The sequence below is a fragment of the Niastella soli genome, assembly GCF_017742245.1.
GTDB classification, from domain to species: domain Bacteria; phylum Bacteroidota; class Bacteroidia; order Chitinophagales; family Chitinophagaceae; genus Niastella; species Niastella soli.
Window position 1 is genome coordinate 122,500 of sequence record NZ_JAGHKO010000002.1, and the last position, 17,085, is coordinate 139,584.

A 17,085-nucleotide genomic window follows, 5' to 3' on the forward strand; every position below is an offset into this window, starting at 1 on the left:
TAAAAAAAGTTTTGGCAAAGATAACCGGCTACAAAACCCGCTACATTAAAATTTAATAAAATCGGGCACACAAACGATTGCTTAATGTTTTGATTGCTAAGATATTTGAAGGACCCTTTTTTTAAATTTTTTAGAATATCCTTTCAAATATTCGGGGTCTTTCTCCGTTAAACGCTGTAACCCCTCCAAAATAAGGTTTTAGCGCGTGGGGCAGCATTTAGCCAGCTTGTCAAGGTTATCAAAACATTAAAAACGCTACCTTTGCGCCATTCGCCAAAAACAGCAATAACCCTATTAATAAAATCCATATTATGGCAGATATTTTTGAAAGATTACTAAAAAATCAAGGTCCAATTGGTCAACATCGTGAAAGAGCTCATGGTTATTTTGCATTTCCTAAACTCGAAGGTGAGATCGGGAGCAGAATGAAATTCAGAGGTAAGGAAATGATCGTGTGGAGTTTGAACAATTATCTGGGTTTAGCCAATCATCCTGAAATAAGAAAGGCCGACTCAGAAGGTGCCGCTCAGTACGGACTGGCATTGCCTATGGGAGCCCGCATGATGAGTGGAAACAGCAACAACCACGAACTGTTGGAAAAGAAGCTGGCTGAATTTGAAAGTAAAGAAGATGCCATTTTAGTGAATTTTGGATATCAGGGTATGGTCAGCCTGATCGACGTGTTGTGTGGTCGTCACGACATTATTGTTTATGACGCTGAGTGTCATGCTTGTATCATTGATGGTGTTCGTTTGCATCCCGGTCACCGGTATGTGTTCAAACACAACGACATAGAAGATCTGGAAAAGCAGTTGCAACGCGCCACTACCCTGATCGATAAACAAAAAGCTGGTGGTATCCTGGTAATTACGGAAGGTGTTTACGGTATGGCCGGCGACCAGGGTAAACTGAAAGAAATTGCCGAACTGAAATCTAAATACGAGTTCCGCCTGTTGGTTGATGACGCCCACGGGTTTGGTACCCTGGGTAAAACCGGTGCAGGTGCTGGTGAAGAACAGGGCGTACAGGATGAAATTGACCTGTATTTCTCCACTTTCGCCAAGTCTATGGCTTCTATCGGCGCTTTCATTGCCGGACCTAAAGCCATCATCGATTATATCCGTTATAACATCCGCAGCCAGATCTTCGCTAAAAGCTTACCTATGCCATTGGTAATTGGTAACCTTAAGCGCCTGGAGCTGTTACAAACCCGTCCTGAACTGAAGGATAAGCTGTGGGATGTGGCTACCAAACTGCAAAAAGGTTTGAAAGAAAGAGGTTTTGATATTGGTAAAACCGATTCAGTAGTTACCCCCGTTTATATGAAAGGCGGCGTTGAAGAAGCTACTGCAATGGTTATGGACCTGCGTGAGAATTATGGCATTTTCTGTTCTATTGTGGTTTACCCGGTAATCCCTAAAGGACACATCATTTACCGTCTTATTCCAACTGCGGTGCATACCGATGAGGATATTCAAAGAACGCTGGCGGCTTTCTCTGAAACCAAACAAAAGCTCGATGCCGGCGCCTACAAAGTATCGGCTATTCCTGATATGGCAGAAGCTTAATGGGTGTTTTTACCATACGTTATTTGGTAAAAAAGCCTATAATCATATTGATTTTCAGTACTAATTTTGATCCCGGAGTAAACCTCCGGGATTTTTTTATGTTTATTACCCAAAACCATTGACTGTTAATAAGAAAATATACGAATAAGCGTTAATACTTATAATAGATCGATAGCACTAGTTGTAAATTGACCATAGAAAAAATACCAGGCATGTAGTGAATTTTATTCCGGTACCCAAACATCAATACTTATGAAAGCGGTCTGTGTGCTGACCTTGCTGTTGCTGCTCTTTACAGCTAAAACAGCAACCGCACAAAGTAATAGACTACCTGATAGTGTGAATGTACTGATCCGTTTACGCCCAAGGAATATCCAAAACCCGCGGGTTGATTCTGTATTGGTTATATTCGACCGCTTTGATCGCACTGGCGCCGGAATTGTAAAACGCATTTACTACCCCACCAATAATCAATTCACTATCTTCAAGGTCCCGGAAGGGAAATACTATATAAGCATTTATTGTTTAGGCTTTTACCGCGATATCTTCACGGATGAAATGTTTATCAGCAAAAGACACAGTAATAACCTGCGATACAAATTAAGACGCAGTGATGAGTATGTACCCGGCACCTTTTTGCCTGACATGGAAATCGATTTTACCAACCTCGCTATTACCAATATCAAATCGTTCAGATAGGCCTGTCCTGTTAAAGTACTTGTCAGATGCACTCCAGATGCATTCAAACAAGCCATTTCCCGCCTAATAATCCCATCCGAATCCCATCCAAATCCATCCGAATCCCATAGGCTATGGCATTTCAGTGGGGGTTTGGTGGCAGTTTGGTGGCATTATTATAGGGTATTCAGGCAATCTTGTGAGCATAACTGATATATAAGAATAGGCTTTGGGCGCTACGAACGAGGAAGTCCTTGAGGTAGGTACAAAAAAAAATAGCCTCCCGGAGGGGAGGCTGCACTAATCAAATACCATTAACCATTAAACCTTATCCTATGAAAATTCAAATATAGTATGAATATCTCAAAGCATAGGTCTTATCGTTAGGAAATTTTGAATACGAGTAGTATTGTTGATTTAAATCAAGGCTAAAATAAACCAATTTATTTACTTCTAACAGTCTAATTATTAACTGCAAAACCGGTTTTATCAACATATTTTCTAATTATATATTTCATTTTTATACCTGCGCTCATCAACACTGTTTAATGCAATACACTGAGAACATATATTTTAAATCTGTAGCAGGTAACTTCTTGATTGTTGTCAATTTTATCCGACAAACAAACGGCTAAGTTATTATAGGTATTTATTATATCAGGCATTGGCGTAACTTTAGTGTATGGTATTTGAGCCATTAACGTTATACCTTAACTTTGAATTACCACAAAATGGAAACTATAAAAATCACGATAGAGTCAAATTCTAAAGCTGCCGAATTTATTAAAAAATATATGGCGGAAAAGAAGGCCTTTAAAGAAGCTACCGCAGGCCTTACTTACGATGAGGTCATTGACTATTGTAAAAGAAATAACATCAAGTTTGATTCGCCAATAGATCCTTCAGAACTATAACCGCCGCCTCCCATGTATAAGATTTCGTATGATCCTTCATCAGGGTCTTACCATTTTCGTACAGAAAATGGCCTGACCTTCCTTTGCGGTTTTAGAAACCGAACAAGAGATTTATCGCCGGTTCTGGGTATTTATGACATTGAAGTTTGGGAATTTTACTTCAATAGCTATAAAACAGATGAACAAAACGATTCACTCAAAAAATTTGACAAAAGGGTTTCGACTTGTATTTCCCATTTAATATTTAAATTTTTAGCTCCAGAATTAAGGGTTGTACTTTATACGTGTGACAGTAGTGATGGCAGGCATGAGGTAAGACATAACCTTTTTAAGCAATGGTTCAACAATCTGGTCGAACGAGAGAATTATACCAGACTACCCATTGAAATTGATCAAAAAGATGAAACTTTAGACTTGGTTGCCAGCGCCCGTGGCGGTATTATAACAAGAAAAGATTTCCCTCATATGGATATTTTACAAAAAGAGCTGATTGATAAGCTCCCAGATATATTCAGAGAGAAAATCGGCCTTTTGCAACATAGCACCTCCCCTACCATTTCGACTTAAAACTTTTTTCATACTCGGGGAATGAGATCTTTCCATATTTGCCTTCACCGAAATATTTAGCGATCAGCTCGAATTCATTGGGCGCCAGGAAACCAGGAATAGCCTGTGGCTCTCCATCAACCGGAATGATCACCGTGGTAGGATAGGATAACTCCCCTTTGGTAAGATATATGGCGAAGTCATGGGTCTTATGCCTTTCATTGAAGTTATAGGTTTTGCCATTCCAGGTAATGGTCTTATGCCCCTCTGCATCAAACTTAACCGGGTAGAATTTTTCCTCTACATATGCCTTTACATCCTTGTTATTGTATGTTTTCTTATCCATTGCTTTACACCAGCCACACCAGTCGGTATACAGATCAATAAGTATCGGGCGTCTTTGTTTCTGCAAGCCGGCTTCTGCGTCCTCAAGCGTCATCCATTTTAGTTTCTCCGCATTGGTTTTCTTCCAGTTATTTTTCTCCGCATTCAGGGCAGGTTTTTCAGCACATGAAAAAATAGCCAACCAGCAAAACAAAACCGACAATTTCAATGTTTGCATGTGTATTTTTGTTTAAACACCTAAATTTAAGTCATTCCATGCACAAAATAGTGTTGGCCATTACGGGCGCCAGTGGTAGTATCTATGCCCGGTTATTGATTGAAAAACTGTTGACTATCAAACAACAATGGCAGGATGTTGCAGTTGTAATGACGGACAATGCCAAACAGGTTTGGGAAACCGAACTCGGCAATAACGACTATACCCAATACCCGGTCCATTTCTATTCTACCAAAGACTTCATGGCACCCTTTGCGTCCGGTTCGGGCAGGTATAATACCATGATCATTGCCCCCTGTTCTATGGGCACCCTGGGCCGTATTGCGGGCGGTGTTTCCAGCGATCTGATCTCCCGCGCGGCAGACGTAGTGCTCAAAGAACGCCGCAAACTAATATGCGTAGTACGAGACACCCCCTATAACCTCATCCACATTCGAAATATGGAGACCGTTACCCTGGCTGGGGGTATTATTTGTCCGGCAACCCCCTCGTTTTACAGCCGCCCTGCCACCATTGAGGAAGCAGTAGCCACGGTAACCGACCGCATTCTTGACCTGGCGGGGCTGGATATTTCCACCTACCGTTGGGGAAGCGAGAAAAAATAATGTGTAAGGCTGAAAGGCAAACCCACCCCTACCCCTCCCAGGAGGGGATTCCTTAAAACAAGTATTAACCGCCTTCAAGCCTTCCTCGCTCTGGCATTAAAAAAGGGACTGTTGTGAAACAATCCCTTTTAATATTTTAACTATGCTGAGGTTTATCGTAAATCCACCACTTCTACCCCTGGGAATTTGCTTTTATCAAAAACAAACAGGTTATCGGGGAGGTTAGCGCTTCCGTTCATGTTATTAACGGTATACACCATTACGTTGCCTGATTTATCCAGGATCCGGGTGCTGTAAATGGTCTTGGCTTGTTTATCAACCAACACGTATACTTTGTGAAATGGCTTGTTTTTGTCGGTAGGGGTCATTTCAATTTCCTGTACTGATTTCTTGTTTACCACTTTATCACCATTCAGCTTGTACAGGAAATCCTTATCATAAAAGCTGGTAAATAACTTCTGCATGTTAATGGTACTGGCAGAAGGATCAGGTTTTGTGATGGTTACTTCGTTTGACGATTTATCGTACGTCCAGATGTTGGTGCCATCGCAGAATATTTCCTGGCCGGTGCCGGCAATACTAACGCGGTAACGGTTGCCTTTCAGAGAAACGGTGCCTTTTTTTGTTCCCAACAAAGTGCCTTTACTGTCTTCCTGACGCAGCGTAAATGCGGCCTGAACCGCCTTAAACGTTTTAAACTTAGCACTAACTCCATCCAACACTTTTTTGGCGGCAGGGTCATTTTGCTGACTAAAACTTATAGTGGCTATAAAAAAAGTAGAAATTAATACAATTAGGCTTTTCATTATATGAGTACTTTGTGTAAAGGCCGCAAAGATAACTGGTTAAACCTATTGCGGCAATAATAAGACGGTAATTGTTGCACCAGGTTGTAAATCAATGACACATTAACAAAACTCTAACCTATGTCATTCAGGATCATTTCCAGGTCGGCTTCCGTCTTTACCAGTACGTCGCGGGCCTTACTTCCCTGGCTCGGTCCCACAATTCCGGCAGCTTCCAGCTGGTCCATAAGACGGCCGGCGCGATTATAACCCAGTTTCATTCTCCGTTGCAATAAGGAGGTAGAACCCATTTGGCTGGTTACGATCATCCGGGCAGCGCTTTCGAACAAGGTATCGCGATCCTCCAGGTCCAGTTCCTTTCCTTCAAATTGCTTTTCATCTACATATTCAGGCAAAAAGAATGCCTGCGGGTACCCTTCCTGCGTGCCTATAAAATCGCAGATGCTGTCTACTTCGGGAGTATCAACAAAGGCACATTGCAAACGCGTTATTTCCCCATTGTAGGAAATAAGCATATCCCCTTTACCGATCAACTGCTCGGCGCCCCCTGCATCCAGAATGGTACGGGAGTCTATTTTGGAAGACACTTTAAAGGCAATCCGTACCGGGAAGTTGGCTTTGATGGTACCGGTAATGATGTTCACCGACGGGCGCTGGGTGGCAATGATCAAATGAATACCTACCGCACGGGCCAGCTGGGCCAACCGGGCAATGGGCATTTCCACTTCTTTGCCAGCCGTCATAATAAGGTCGGCAAACTCATCCACCACCAATACTATAAAGGGCAAAAACTGGTGTCCCTTTTGCGGGTTCAGTTTCCGTTTTATAAATTTCTCGTTGTATTCGCGAATATTACGGGCTCCGGCTTCCTTCAACAGATCATACCGGTTATCCATTTCAATACACAGGGCATTCAGCGTATGAATTACCTTTTTGGTATCGGTAATGATGGCTTCATCTTCACCCGGTAATTTGGCCAGAAAATGCGTTTCAATATGTCGGTACAGGCTCAACTCCACCTTCTTGGGGTCAACCAGTACCAACTTAATTTGCGAAGGGTGTTTTTTATACAACAACGATACGAGGATGGCGTTCAAACCAACCGATTTACCCTGACCAGTAGCACCCGCCATCAATAAGTGCGGCATGGTAGTAAGGTCAACGATAAAATTCTCGTTATCGATCTTTTTCCCAATGGCAATTGGCAAACTAAAACTGTTGTTCTGGAATTTTTCAGACGACAGCATGCTGCGCATACTCACTACAGTTTTCTTTACATTGGGCACTTCAATACCCACTGTACCTTTACCGGGTATAGGGGCAATAATACGAATACCCAATGCCGCCAAACTAAGCGCGATATCATCTTCCAGGTTTTTGATCCGCGAGATACGTACCCCGGCAGCCGGTACAATTTCATATAATGTTACTGTAGGCCCTACCGTAGCGCTGATCTTCTGGATCTCAATATCATAATTCTTCAGCGTATTAATGATCTGGTTCTTATTGGTCTCCAGCTCCTGTGGGTCCTGAATGATCCGTTCACTACCATGCAGCTCCAGCAATTCAAGACTTGGGAATTTATAATCGCGCAGTTCGAGCGATGGATCGTATGGCTCCTGTGAAATTACCGGTTCCACTTTTGGTTCTTCAACCGTCACCGGTGGCTGGTCTACTTCGGGGTATGATTTTATTTCCAGCTCCAACTGGGCGAGATCTGGCTTTTTCCGGCCATTTTTCCCTAATACGGGTGTTACTTCCACGGGTGCTTCTTCAACTTCCTCTTCCTCCTCAATCTCTTCTACTTCTTCATCCCAGGGTTCTTCCTCTTCCTCGCCCTCTTTTTCTACCAACTGCAGGTCCATGGGTTCTTCCTCAGGATCTGTGATGGGATTTTTCCTGATCACCCCTAAGCCGTCTTTCAGTTTATTGCCAACCGGTTTTACTACCGGTTTTTCTGTTTCCTCTTTTGTTACTACTACGGACACCACCTCTTTAACTGGCTCTGTTGCTTTAGGTTTACTTAATGTTGGCGCTTTGAATACCGGGTTGAATCGCCAGATCACGTATGCCAGTCCGCCCAACAATAATAAAGCGGCGGTACCAACACTGCCAATCATTCGCACCAGCCAGTCGCTACCCATATTACCCACGGCCCCGCCCCAGGCAAATGCGCCACCACGGAAAACAAAGGCGAACACTACACTAAAGAATAACAGGCTTACTATTACGTAGCGCACATTGCGCCAGAGGTTAAATATTTTTGCGCCGAGCAAGGCATTTACGCCTATTACAAAAAACAGGCTGCAGAACATAAAGGAGGCAGCGCCAAAACCTTTATAGAAAAACAGGTGTGAGATGTATGCGCCGAGGTTGCCAAGCAGGTTGGTGGTTTTTACGTCACCGGGCAATAATATGGCAACACCCTTGTTCAATACCTCATCCTGGTCTTCTTTCCAGGTAAACAGGTATGATGCAAAGGCAATAAATAAAAAAAGGCTGATCAGTATGGAGAAAGCGCCAGCAATTTTATGGGTACGTTCGTCTTTTACTAATTGCTTAACCGTAACCTGAGCTTCTTTTTCAGGCTTGAATTTGTCCGAATTTGTTGGCTTTTTCTTTTCTGCTTTGTCTGCTTTTAAGCGGTTGGCCATGGGGTCAAAGATAAGTAGTTTATAGGATAGGGCATATAGTTGATAAGTGGGCTTCTGCCAGGGAAATTGTTAAGTTTTATGGAGAGCTGCTTTAGTCGGCAATCGTGAATCGGCAATCGGCAATGGGTTCGCGAAATACGGTCCTCGCTTGTCGTGAAACGTCAAACGTGAAACGTGAAACCGCAACGCGGCTATCGGGAATCCCTAATTCGCCTTCGGCTCAAATGCAGAACCGTTTCACGCCGTCTGGCGGATCAACACGCAAATTCGCTACATTCATCAATCTCGCAACACCCCACTCTCTACTTCCTACTTCCCTCCCTGTCAACCCCGTCAACGTGTCAACACTATCAACCTTTTTCCGTACTTTCACCTTAGAAACTAACCTCCCGGCGCATAGCCGGGGCACTTTATGAGCACTAACAGCCATCCTCGATTTGTATCTGCTAACATTATTCGCCGCCATCCTTTTCGTAAGGCCTTCAAACATACATTTTTTTATATCCTGCTTTTTTGTTTTGCGAATAATAGTTATTCACAATGGCCCGATAGCATGGTGGTGGAGGCGTCTGACATTCGTTTTCAGAAAGCAATAGGCAAACAATCCCTGTTCACTTCAGCACCCAAACACAAGGTGCCGGATGCAGAAATTTATAAACTTCCTTTTAAACAGGTCCCGGGTAGCTACTTACCGCATGTTTTGCCAGGCAAACTGGTTGAACGGGACTGCTTTTTACAATTTGCTTTAAAGAACAGCGCCGATACCGCCATTTCCGTTTGTTTTATTCCCGGCTCCTATTGCCGGTCGATCATCCTTTTTAAAGCGCAATTGCACGATATCCCGGGCACATTTACCCGACTACCCGATAGCAGTATCACTGACGACCGGAACGGGGGTGTAAAACGGATCCGTTTACAACCACATGAAGAAGCCGTTTTTTTCAGCCGGTTCAACTTTGTACGTACCAATGTTAATTCCCTTATTCCGCGGCTTATCATGTACGACTATCTTACACAATGGAGCATGATCCAGCGTGAACGGGATAGCATGCTCGATGTTTTCACCTATACTGTTTCAGGGGTATTGCTGTTCATGATCTTTTATTCACTGGCTGTTTATATTCAAAGCAGGAACAAGGAGTTTGTCTTTTATGCCCTGTACACCTTTCTTACCTGCTCGTTGTTGTTCCTGAAATCGTACCTCGATACCAGTGCTAACGGCTTCAATTATTTCTATGAGGAGTACCTCGATTTTATGATCATGACGGCAAGTGTAGTGGTATACCAGATCTTCATGCGTAAGTTCATCAACAGCCAGGATGTTTACCCGGTGCTCGATAAAATACTGCGTTCTTTCAACATCCTGTTGATTGGCGCCAGTATTGTTTTCTCCGTTGTTTACTTTTTTACCGATCTGTACATTATGCTGAACATTATGGAGAACGCCATTAAACAGCTGTTCTTTGTAACCGGCGTGGTGTTCATTGTATACAGCATAAAAAAGAAAAATCCCCTGCTTAATTACCTGGCGGCTGGTAATTTTTCTTTGATCGCCCTGTCTGTTGTATCCTACATTATCATCATAACCGGGTGGAAGCTGGTTAAAACCGATGCTACCTCCATTTTTAACCGCGCCCTGTTCTATTATGAATTTGGACTGGTATTGGAACTGGGGTTCTTTTTGTCGGGTCTGGCGTTCAAGAACCGGCGTGATATTATTGAACGGGTAAAAGAACGTGAGCGTTTGAAGCTGGAAAATGAACGGAAAGAATTCGATAAACAAATGGCGGTAATGGCGGCCAAACAGGAGGAGCGAAACCGTATTTCGGCCGATATGCACGATGAGCTGGGCTCGGGCGTTACAGCCATCAGGCTTATGAGTGAGATCATGAAGAGCAGGTTAAAAGGCGATGTGGTACCCGAACTGGAAAAGATCTCCAACTCGGCCAATGAACTGCTGGGCAAGATGAACACCATCATCTGGACCATGAAAAGCAGCAACGACACGCTGGAAAGTCTTATTGCTTACATCAGAGCGCACGCCATTGAATACTTCGACAGCACCCCTATTGAATGCCGGGTACAACTGCCCGCGTTAATACCACAGGCTGAAGTAAGCGGCGAAAAAAGAAGAAATATCTTTCTGAGTATAAAAGAAGCGCTGAACAATGCGATGAAACATTCCCAGGCATCACAGATACAGATCATTATTTCTACCAACGACAAATGGCTGATGATAAAGATCTGCGATAATGGGGTGGGCATCGATGCCGATAAACTTCGCCGTTTCGGAAATGGCCTTAGCAACATGCGCCGGCGCATGGAAAGCATAGAGGGTGCTTTTAAGATAGAGTCTGATAATAACTGTATCCTCACCTTCGAAGCACCTATTTAGTTGAAAGTTCAAAGTTGAAAGTTGAAAGTCGGAAGTTCAAAGTTCAAAGTTGAAAGTTGAGCCTTCTACCCTTTTACGCTTTTCCTTTTAGAACTGCCAGGAACAGGAAGATCCAGCCTACTATAAAGAATACGCCGCCAATAGGTGTAATGGCGCCTATACCACGCAGGCCAACTGTGTTGGTTGCCTGTAATGCGGTCAATGCATATAATGAACCGGAGAAGAGTATAATACCTATAATGAAGCACACCCCTGCGTATTGCAGGTTCTTACCGGGAAAGCTTCCAAACAATATAGCTACCGCTAATAAAGCAAATACATGGTAGAATTGATACCGCACCCCGGTCTCAAAGGTAGTAACGGTTTCAGCGGGAACAATTTTCTTTAATCCATGTGCGCCAAAAGCGCCAAGGGCTACGGCCAGTGCGCCTAAAATGGCGGCCGTTTGCAAAAATCCTTTATGCATGTAATACAGTTTGAATAAAGTCATTCATAGATATGGCATCTTCTTTATCAATAATCACATCGGCCTGTTCATAATACATGCGGCGTTCGTTCAACTTACGAATGATGTAATGTTTCAGGTCTTCGTCCTGAATATCTTTTAGCAAAGGCCGTTGTACGCGCTCTTTTAAAAGCCGGTGCAGCAATACATCAACCTGTGTATTGAGCCATACCACAGTGCCATACTTTTTCATGAATTCGATGTTATTAAAGAAGCAGGGGGTGCCGCCACCGCATGACAGGACCATGTTGGAGTTTTCATCTACTATTTTTTCCAGTACTTCTTTTTCCCTGTTGCGAAAGTATTCTTCGCCAGATCCGCCAAATATTTCCGGGATGCTTCGCTTTTCTTCAGATACGATCACTTCGTCAAGATCATAGAACGGTAAACTTAACTTTTGCGCTACTTGTTTTCCCCAATGTGTTTTTCCGGAACCCATGAAACCGATTAAGAATATCCTCATTACGTCGCAAGTTATTTAAAAGCGTTGAAACCAGTTACATCCATTCCTGTGATCAGCAAATGTATATCATGTGTGCCTTCGTAGGTAATAACACTTTCAATATTCATCATATGGCGCATGACGGAGTATTCACCGGTAATGCCGCTGCCGCCCAGGATCTGCCGGGCCTCCCGGGCAATATCCGCTGCAATCTCACATCCATTGCGTTTGGCCATGCTTATCTGCTGGGGGGTTGCCTTTTCTTCATTCATTAGTATGCCCAGCCGCCAGTTCAATAACTGGGCTTTGGTGATCTCGGTGATCATTTCGGCCAGCTTTTTCTGTTGCAGCTGAAAAGCGCCAATTGGCCTATCGAACTGTTCGCGCTCCTTCGAATACCGCAGGGCGGTATCATAACAATCCATGGCCGCCCCTACCGAACCCCAGGCTATGCCATAACGGGCTTTGCTTAAACAGCTCAATGGGCCTTTTAATCCCTTTATATTTGGTAAAATATTCTCCTTGGGCACTTTTACATTGTCAAAAACCAGCTCACCGGTTGCAGAAGCCCGCAAACTCCATTTATTATGCGTCAGGGGGGCAGTAAAACCTTTCATGCCTCTTTCCAGGATCAATCCGCGCACCTCACCCAGCTCATCCTTGGCCCAAACAATAGCGACTTTTGCATAGGGTGCATTACTGATCCACATTTTGGCCCCGTTCAGGATAACATGGTCACCAGCATCGGTAAAATGAGTGGTCATGCTGCCCGGGTCGCTGCCATGGTCGGGTTCCGTAAGGCCAAAACAACCCAGCCATTCGCCATTGGCCAGCTTGGGCAGGTATTTACGCCGCTGGTCCTCACTGCCATATTCAAAAATGGGGAACATCACCAGCGAGCCCTGAACGGAAGCGGTAGACCGCACGCCACTATCGCCACGCTCCAGCTCCTGCATCATTAACCCATAGCTGATATAGTCCAGACCGCCACCGCCGTATTCAACCGGGATGGTGGGGCCAAAACAACCGAGCTCGCCCATTTGCTGAACTATCTGTTCGGGGAACTCTGCCTTTTGGGCATACTCTTCAATAATGGGGGATATCTCTCTTTTTACATAATTGCGAACAGATTCTCTGACAAGTTTCTGTTCGTCGGTTAAAAGCTCATCCAATAAGAAGTAATCCGGGCTGGTGAACAAATCGGTTCTGGTACCCATGACTAAACAGTTTTCTATATTACGCTAAAAATAAGAAAAGTTTGTTGTTTGAGGTTTGTAAACTACAAACTACAAACAAACTCCACCCATCAAGCCATTTAACCACTTAGCCTAACATTGGCCTTAAAAAACAGCTTTATGCAACATGCGGGTGAAACCTATGTCTCTTATATACACAACCTAAACAGATCATTTTGGAGCTGACTGCAAACATTATCCGGGATGAACTGGTTGAACGCTGTAAACAGGGCGACACCCAAAGTTTTCAGACGTTGTACCGGCAATATTCCAAAGCTATGTATAACACCAGTTTACGTATCGTAAACAATACAGCCGACGCTGAAGACGTACTGCAGGAGTCATTCCTGGACGCCTATCGCTCCCTGCATGACTTTCATTACCGCAGCACCTTTGGGGCCTGGCTTAAAAGGATCGTGATCAATAAATCGATCAACATTTTGCGAAAGCGGCGGAATGACCTGGTTGATATGGAAAATACCGATCTGCAGGCTATGCCGGAAGAAGAACCCATCAATGAGCAAGAGGTCCAGTACCGGGTGGAAGAGGTCAAAAAAATGATCACCCGGCTACCCGACGGCTACCGAACGGTACTGAGCCTGTATCTGTTGGAAGGGTATGACCATGAAGAGATCTCCCAGATACTTAATATTTCTCATAACACGGTTCGTACCCAATATGTAAGGGCCAAACAAAAACTGCTGACTTTAATTAAACAAGGAGTGTGACATATGAGCAAAGGTTTAGAACAATTTATGCGTGATAACCGCGACCAGTTTGATTCGGATGAGCCAAGCGAACGGATTTGGAAAAAACTGGAACAGGAACTGACAGATGAGCAACGAAACAACCAACAACAAAAAAGCAAGGGGCAGAAAACAATTGTACTAACCATGCTGAGATGGAGCGCGGCAGCCGCCATACTGATACTGGCAGGCATAGGCATATTCTCCCTGTTAAATACCCGTTCAACTGACAAGGGCGGCATGGCAAAAAATAATGTTTCCATCGACAGTCCGGGTGTAAATGATCAGTTACTGAAAGAGATAAACCCCAGCTATGCCCGGGAGGTATCTCAATTCACCCAGCTTATTGAGATGAAACAAAACGAACTGAAAGAGATTGAAAAAGAAAACCCCATTCTGTATAAAAAATTTGTTACTGGTATCGATAAACTCGATAGTTCGTATAACGCGTTGAAAAAAGAACTACCGGAAAATCCTAACCGTGAACAATTACTCGAAGCGATGATTGAGAACTTAAGGCTGCAGACTGAAATACTCAATCAGCAATTAAGCATCATAAATCAAATCAAAGCATCAAAAAGCAACAATCATGAAAGTAACTCTAAGACATTATAGGCTCCCTTTATTTATTTCGTTACTCCTATTAACAACGCAGGTATTTGCCGAAGGCCCATTTGTTGAAAAAAAGAAAACCTATACAAAATCATACAACGTAAGTAATAGTGATAAGATCTCATTGACCAACCAGTTTGGCGAAATGAAAATAAACACCTGGGACAAGAATGAAGTGAGTGTTTCGGTAACCATTACCGCCGAGGCCAATACCGACGAAAAAGCCCAGGCCATACTCGATGTCATCAGTATTGAAGATGGTAAAAACGCCGATGGAGTTTTCTTCAAAACAAAGATCAATAAAAACAACACAGACCAACGATGGGGTAAGGGCGAAAAGCAGGGTTTTCATATCGACTACGTGGTAAATATGCCTGCCCGTAATCCCTTACAGGCAAAGAACGAATTTGGTCCCATGACCATCGGCGATTACAATGGCGAGGTAACGCTTGAAAGTAAATTCGGCAGCCTTACCACCGGCAAGCTGAACAATGTAAAAAAAGTAACGATTGAATTTGGTAAAGGCACCATCGGCAGCATTAATAATGGCAGCCTGGTGATCAAATTCTCAAAGGCAGCTATTGAAAACCTCGATGGTTCGGTAAATGCGGTATTCGAATATTGCGATATTGCCAAACTGCGGGTTGATAACAGCACCAAGGCGCTTACCGTAAAGAACAGTTTCTCCAATCTATATCTTGACCTGAACACCAATATCTCCGCCAACTTCGATATCAGCACCAACTTTGGCGACCTGCATAACAAAACCAATTTCGAGATAAAAGAAGAGGGCGCTGATGACGATCGCCATGGCCCCCGGTTCAACAAACGGTACCAGGGCAAAACAGGCAGCGGTACTACCGACATGAAGATAAAATCAGAATACGGTCAAATTACACTGGGCCATAATCTGAATATCGATATGAATAAAGAGAAGAGTAAGGATAAAGACAAGGACAAGGATAAAGATAAGGATAAAGATAAGAGGGGTGCGGTGAGGATATAAGTTGATCAGTTGACCAGGAAGGCAGAGTCCTGCCCCACCTTGCGGGGTTGATACGGGTGATGGAGTTGATAGAGTTGACGGGGTTGATAAGGTTGATAAAGGCAAGTTATTGAGTTTGTTAGTTATTAAGTTCTTGAGTTATCAGGTTCTAGAAATATAGAAGTGCGGATCGAATTTCGGAGACCCTTTCACGTTTCACGACTGCCGATTGCCGATAAGACCAGACCTGTCAGAGCCTGCCCCGATTTATCGGGGGTCGCATAAACCCACTAATATTGCGAGCTCAAGTGGCGAACCTTACAGGTCTTAATTGCCGATTCACGATAACCAACTTGCAGTCAGCAGAGTCGAAGACTCGCTACAACGGGCTCTCCCCGATCAAAACCGGGGATCCCGTTTTTAAAATATAAAGGTCCTGACGAAACTGTCAGGACCTTTGCAATTATATTAATGCGTTTCTGTATTGTTAAAACACCCACCACCACGTTATCCAAACAGAAGGATCATCAACACTTACCATGTCGTAAGTAATGGCGCTGCTTTGTACAAAATAGTAGCCGCCACTCTTATACATTTGCGCACGGGTATCAGCCGCCGGCCCGGTTGCGGGCCAGGGTTCATTTTTACGTACTGAATCTTCGGTAACCTTTGCCAACCCGGTATTACTGTTTACAGTTTGTTTAACCCAGGAGCCATTTATTGCAACCAATGCAGGTTCATTCACCGTATCAACGTACATGTTTATAAAAGCATCACTGTAGCCGGTAGGATTAGGAGCATATAACAAGGCATAGTAGCGAGCCGAGTCGTTCACAAGGGTCTTCAATTTATAGGCATCATCAACACCGTTCTTATGGAACCCATCGAACGACACATAATAGAGTCCACTGTTTATGGCCTGGTTGCGCCACCGGGTAACCGCATTCTTTACATCCGGGTTAAGAGAATTTGTGTAGGTTGCTTTGATAGTGGCTGCCGTACCACTTACCGCTACATTCATAACCTGGTCGGCGGGGGTGGCACCGTTTGTAAAACTGGTGATGGTGAAACCGGGTATGGTGAAATTACCATTTACAACAGGGTCCGTAAAATTTATCCCATTTGCCCAGAAATAATATCCCCTGGTAACAGATTGGGCCTGGTTACCAGTACCCCAGGACACTGTTACTTTTTTAAGGGAAGTATCAAACTGCAGTTCGTAATCGATACCGCGATAATTTAACCTACGCCAATAATTCAGGAACTTCCAGTAGTTTTTAAAACTCACTACCCCATTGGCCACCTGTTTGCTGGTCCATATAGCCCTATCTGTCTGAGAAGCTTTATACAAGGTCATTTTACTTCCGTTAAACCGGCCTGTGAGGCTTATGCTGTCAGCGCCCACCGTATCTATGGCAAATTCAAAATCAGCTTTCAACCCCACCCCATACTGGCCATTATTTACCGAAGCATCGGGATCACTCAAAATGTGGATATAAGAATACGTATCGAAGATCAAACTGGGTTGTTGCAACGCTTTTAACCGGTAGCTGCTTTCCTTAAGATCGGTAGCGGTGGTGCTGTCAAAATCGCTGAACATTTGCACCCGGTTGCTATCGGTGAAGGTGAAATAAAACCGGTAAGGGGCGCCATCTGCTGTGATCAGGTTGGCATTCCACCCGTATTGCGAACTGGTAATGGCGGTCTGATAGGTCTTCAGCGCTTCATTGATCCGCTCATCAGGCGATTTATCAAACACCGTGTCATCGTCCTTCTTACAGGACGCTACCAGGATCATTGCGAGTAAACAATATAATAAGTTCTTGTTCATA

General features: G+C 43.9%; 16 protein-coding genes. 9 read left to right on the forward strand and 7 right to left on the reverse strand.

What is annotated here, in order from left to right; genetic code table 11:
• Positions 1 to 311 precede the first annotated feature (311 nt).
• From J7I42_RS13060 to J7I42_RS13075, 4 genes are all read left to right on the forward strand, one after another.
• Positions 312 to 1,568, forward strand: a complete 1,257-nt coding sequence (locus tag J7I42_RS13060) for an aminotransferase class I/II-fold pyridoxal phosphate-dependent enzyme (RefSeq protein ID WP_209139264.1) — start codon at positions 312 to 314, stop codon at positions 1,566 to 1,568.
• A gap of 252 nt (positions 1,569 to 1,820) precedes the next feature.
• Positions 1,821 to 2,267: a hypothetical protein gene (locus J7I42_RS13065; protein WP_209139265.1), complete on the forward strand. Its 447-nt coding sequence runs from the start codon at positions 1,821 to 1,823 to the stop codon at positions 2,265 to 2,267.
• Between the two features lie 710 nt (positions 2,268 to 2,977).
• Positions 2,978 to 3,160, forward strand: a complete 183-nt coding sequence (locus J7I42_RS13070) for a hypothetical protein (protein ID WP_209139266.1) — start codon at positions 2,978 to 2,980, stop codon at positions 3,158 to 3,160.
• Positions 3,161 to 3,172: 12 nt separating this feature from the next.
• Positions 3,173 to 3,727 carry a DUF6169 family protein gene (locus tag J7I42_RS13075; protein ID WP_209139267.1) on the forward strand — a complete coding sequence of 185 codons (555 nt, stop codon included), beginning with the start codon at positions 3,173 to 3,175 and terminating at the stop codon, positions 3,725 to 3,727.
• On the opposite strand, the gene J7I42_RS13080 is transcribed toward J7I42_RS13075, so the two are convergent.
• Entirely contained in the window at positions 3,711 to 4,268 is a 558-nt protein-coding gene (locus tag J7I42_RS13080) for a thioredoxin family protein (RefSeq protein ID WP_209139268.1), read from the reverse strand. The two genes, J7I42_RS13075 and J7I42_RS13080, sit on opposite strands and share 17 nt — an antisense overlap.
• A 38-nt stretch (positions 4,269 to 4,306) precedes the next feature.
• Between J7I42_RS13080 and J7I42_RS13085 the strand changes: the two genes are divergently transcribed.
• Positions 4,307 to 4,873: a UbiX family flavin prenyltransferase gene (locus J7I42_RS13085; protein ID WP_209139269.1), complete on the forward strand. Its 567-nt coding sequence runs from the start codon at positions 4,307 to 4,309 to the stop codon at positions 4,871 to 4,873.
• Between the two features lie 152 nt (positions 4,874 to 5,025).
• Here J7I42_RS13085 and J7I42_RS13090 read toward each other — a convergent pair whose 3' ends face one another.
• Together J7I42_RS13090 and J7I42_RS13095 are read right to left on the reverse strand one after the other, a co-directional pair.
• A complete protein-coding gene (locus J7I42_RS13090; protein WP_209139270.1) occupies positions 5,026 to 5,679 on the reverse strand; it encodes a LolA family protein in 654 nt (217 codons plus the stop codon).
• Positions 5,680 to 5,792: 113 nt separating this feature from the next.
• Positions 5,793 to 8,333, reverse strand: coding sequence for an FtsK/SpoIIIE family DNA translocase (locus tag J7I42_RS13095; RefSeq protein ID WP_209139271.1), 2,541 nt, complete (start codon positions 8,331 to 8,333; stop codon positions 5,793 to 5,795).
• Positions 8,334 to 8,745: 412 nt separating this feature from the next.
• Here J7I42_RS13095 and J7I42_RS13100 point away from each other — a divergent pair, with 412 nt between their 5' ends.
• The gene (locus tag J7I42_RS13100) at positions 8,746 to 10,728 is read left to right on the forward strand and encodes a sensor histidine kinase (protein WP_209139272.1); all 1,983 of its coding nucleotides are present in this window, start codon (positions 8,746 to 8,748) and stop codon (positions 10,726 to 10,728) included.
• A gap of 73 nt (positions 10,729 to 10,801) precedes the next feature.
• Here J7I42_RS13100 and J7I42_RS13105 read toward each other — a convergent pair whose 3' ends face one another.
• From J7I42_RS13105 to J7I42_RS13115, 3 genes are read right to left on the reverse strand one after another with little or no spacing between them, the layout of a single operon-like run.
• Positions 10,802 to 11,194 (reverse strand): DUF423 domain-containing protein, encoded by a 393-nt coding sequence (locus J7I42_RS13105; RefSeq protein WP_209139273.1) that lies wholly within the window; start codon positions 11,192 to 11,194, stop codon positions 10,802 to 10,804.
• Positions 11,187 to 11,696, reverse strand: a complete 510-nt coding sequence (locus tag J7I42_RS13110; RefSeq protein WP_209139274.1) for a shikimate kinase — start codon at positions 11,694 to 11,696, stop codon at positions 11,187 to 11,189. Before J7I42_RS13110 ends, J7I42_RS13105 begins: the two co-directional genes overlap by 8 nt.
• 11 nt (positions 11,697 to 11,707) lie before the next feature.
• Positions 11,708 to 12,892 (reverse strand): acyl-CoA dehydrogenase family protein, encoded by a 1,185-nt coding sequence (locus tag J7I42_RS13115; RefSeq protein WP_209139275.1) that lies wholly within the window; start codon positions 12,890 to 12,892, stop codon positions 11,708 to 11,710.
• Positions 12,893 to 13,086: 194 nt separating this feature from the next.
• Between J7I42_RS13115 and J7I42_RS13120 the strand changes: the two genes are divergently transcribed.
• Genes J7I42_RS13120 through J7I42_RS13130 form a run of 3 tightly spaced genes read left to right on the forward strand, consistent with a single transcriptional unit; the run spans position 13,087 to position 15,274 of the window.
• Complete coding sequence (locus J7I42_RS13120; protein WP_209139276.1) at positions 13,087 to 13,638, forward strand: RNA polymerase sigma factor; 552 nt, start codon at positions 13,087 to 13,089, stop codon at positions 13,636 to 13,638.
• Between the two features lie 3 nt (positions 13,639 to 13,641).
• Positions 13,642 to 14,271: a hypothetical protein gene (locus tag J7I42_RS13125; RefSeq protein WP_209139277.1), complete on the forward strand. Its 630-nt coding sequence runs from the start codon at positions 13,642 to 13,644 to the stop codon at positions 14,269 to 14,271.
• On the forward strand, positions 14,246 to 15,274 hold the full coding sequence (locus J7I42_RS13130) for a DUF4097 family beta strand repeat-containing protein (protein ID WP_209139278.1): 1,029 nt from the start codon (positions 14,246 to 14,248) through the stop codon (positions 15,272 to 15,274). The genes J7I42_RS13125 and J7I42_RS13130 overlap by 26 nt, the downstream gene beginning before the upstream one ends.
• Before the next feature lie 466 nt (positions 15,275 to 15,740).
• Here J7I42_RS13130 and J7I42_RS13135 read toward each other — a convergent pair whose 3' ends face one another.
• The gene (locus J7I42_RS13135) at positions 15,741 to 17,084 is read right to left on the reverse strand and encodes a DUF4302 domain-containing protein (RefSeq protein ID WP_209139279.1); all 1,344 of its coding nucleotides are present in this window, start codon (positions 17,082 to 17,084) and stop codon (positions 15,741 to 15,743) included.
• Between the last annotated feature and the right edge of the window lies 1 nt (position 17,085).

Bases quoted from the DNA above. Each gene is read 5' to 3' on its own strand.
- J7I42_RS13110 (WP_209139274.1), bottom strand. From the start codon at position 11,696: ATGAGGATATTCTTAATCGGTTTCATGGGTTCCGGAAAAACACATTGG.
- J7I42_RS13105 (WP_209139273.1), bottom strand. From the start codon at position 11,194: ATGCATAAAGGATTTTTGCAAACGGCCGCCATTTTAGGCGCACTGGCC.
- J7I42_RS13075 (WP_209139267.1), top strand. From the start codon at position 3,173: ATGTATAAGATTTCGTATGATCCTTCATCAGGGTCTTACCATTTTCGT.
- J7I42_RS13085 (WP_209139269.1), top strand. From the start codon at position 4,307: ATGCACAAAATAGTGTTGGCCATTACGGGCGCCAGTGGTAGTATCTAT.
- J7I42_RS13060 (WP_209139264.1), top strand. From the start codon at position 312: ATGGCAGATATTTTTGAAAGATTACTAAAAAATCAAGGTCCAATTGGT.
- J7I42_RS13130 (WP_209139278.1), top strand. From the start codon at position 14,246: ATGAAAGTAACTCTAAGACATTATAGGCTCCCTTTATTTATTTCGTTA.
- J7I42_RS13090 (WP_209139270.1), bottom strand. From the start codon at position 5,679: ATGAAAAGCCTAATTGTATTAATTTCTACTTTTTTTATAGCCACTATA.
- J7I42_RS13070 (WP_209139266.1), top strand. From the start codon at position 2,978: ATGGAAACTATAAAAATCACGATAGAGTCAAATTCTAAAGCTGCCGAA.
- J7I42_RS13135 (WP_209139279.1), bottom strand. From the start codon at position 17,084: ATGAACAAGAACTTATTATATTGTTTACTCGCAATGATCCTGGTAGCG.
- J7I42_RS13100 (WP_209139272.1), top strand. From the start codon at position 8,746: ATGAGCACTAACAGCCATCCTCGATTTGTATCTGCTAACATTATTCGC.
- J7I42_RS13125 (WP_209139277.1), top strand. From the start codon at position 13,642: ATGAGCAAAGGTTTAGAACAATTTATGCGTGATAACCGCGACCAGTTT.
- J7I42_RS13065 (WP_209139265.1), top strand. From the start codon at position 1,821: ATGAAAGCGGTCTGTGTGCTGACCTTGCTGTTGCTGCTCTTTACAGCT.
- J7I42_RS13080 (WP_209139268.1), bottom strand. From the start codon at position 4,268: ATGCAAACATTGAAATTGTCGGTTTTGTTTTGCTGGTTGGCTATTTTT.
- J7I42_RS13115 (WP_209139275.1), bottom strand. From the start codon at position 12,892: ATGGGTACCAGAACCGATTTGTTCACCAGCCCGGATTACTTCTTATTG.
- J7I42_RS13095 (WP_209139271.1), bottom strand. From the start codon at position 8,333: ATGGCCAACCGCTTAAAAGCAGACAAAGCAGAAAAGAAAAAGCCAACA.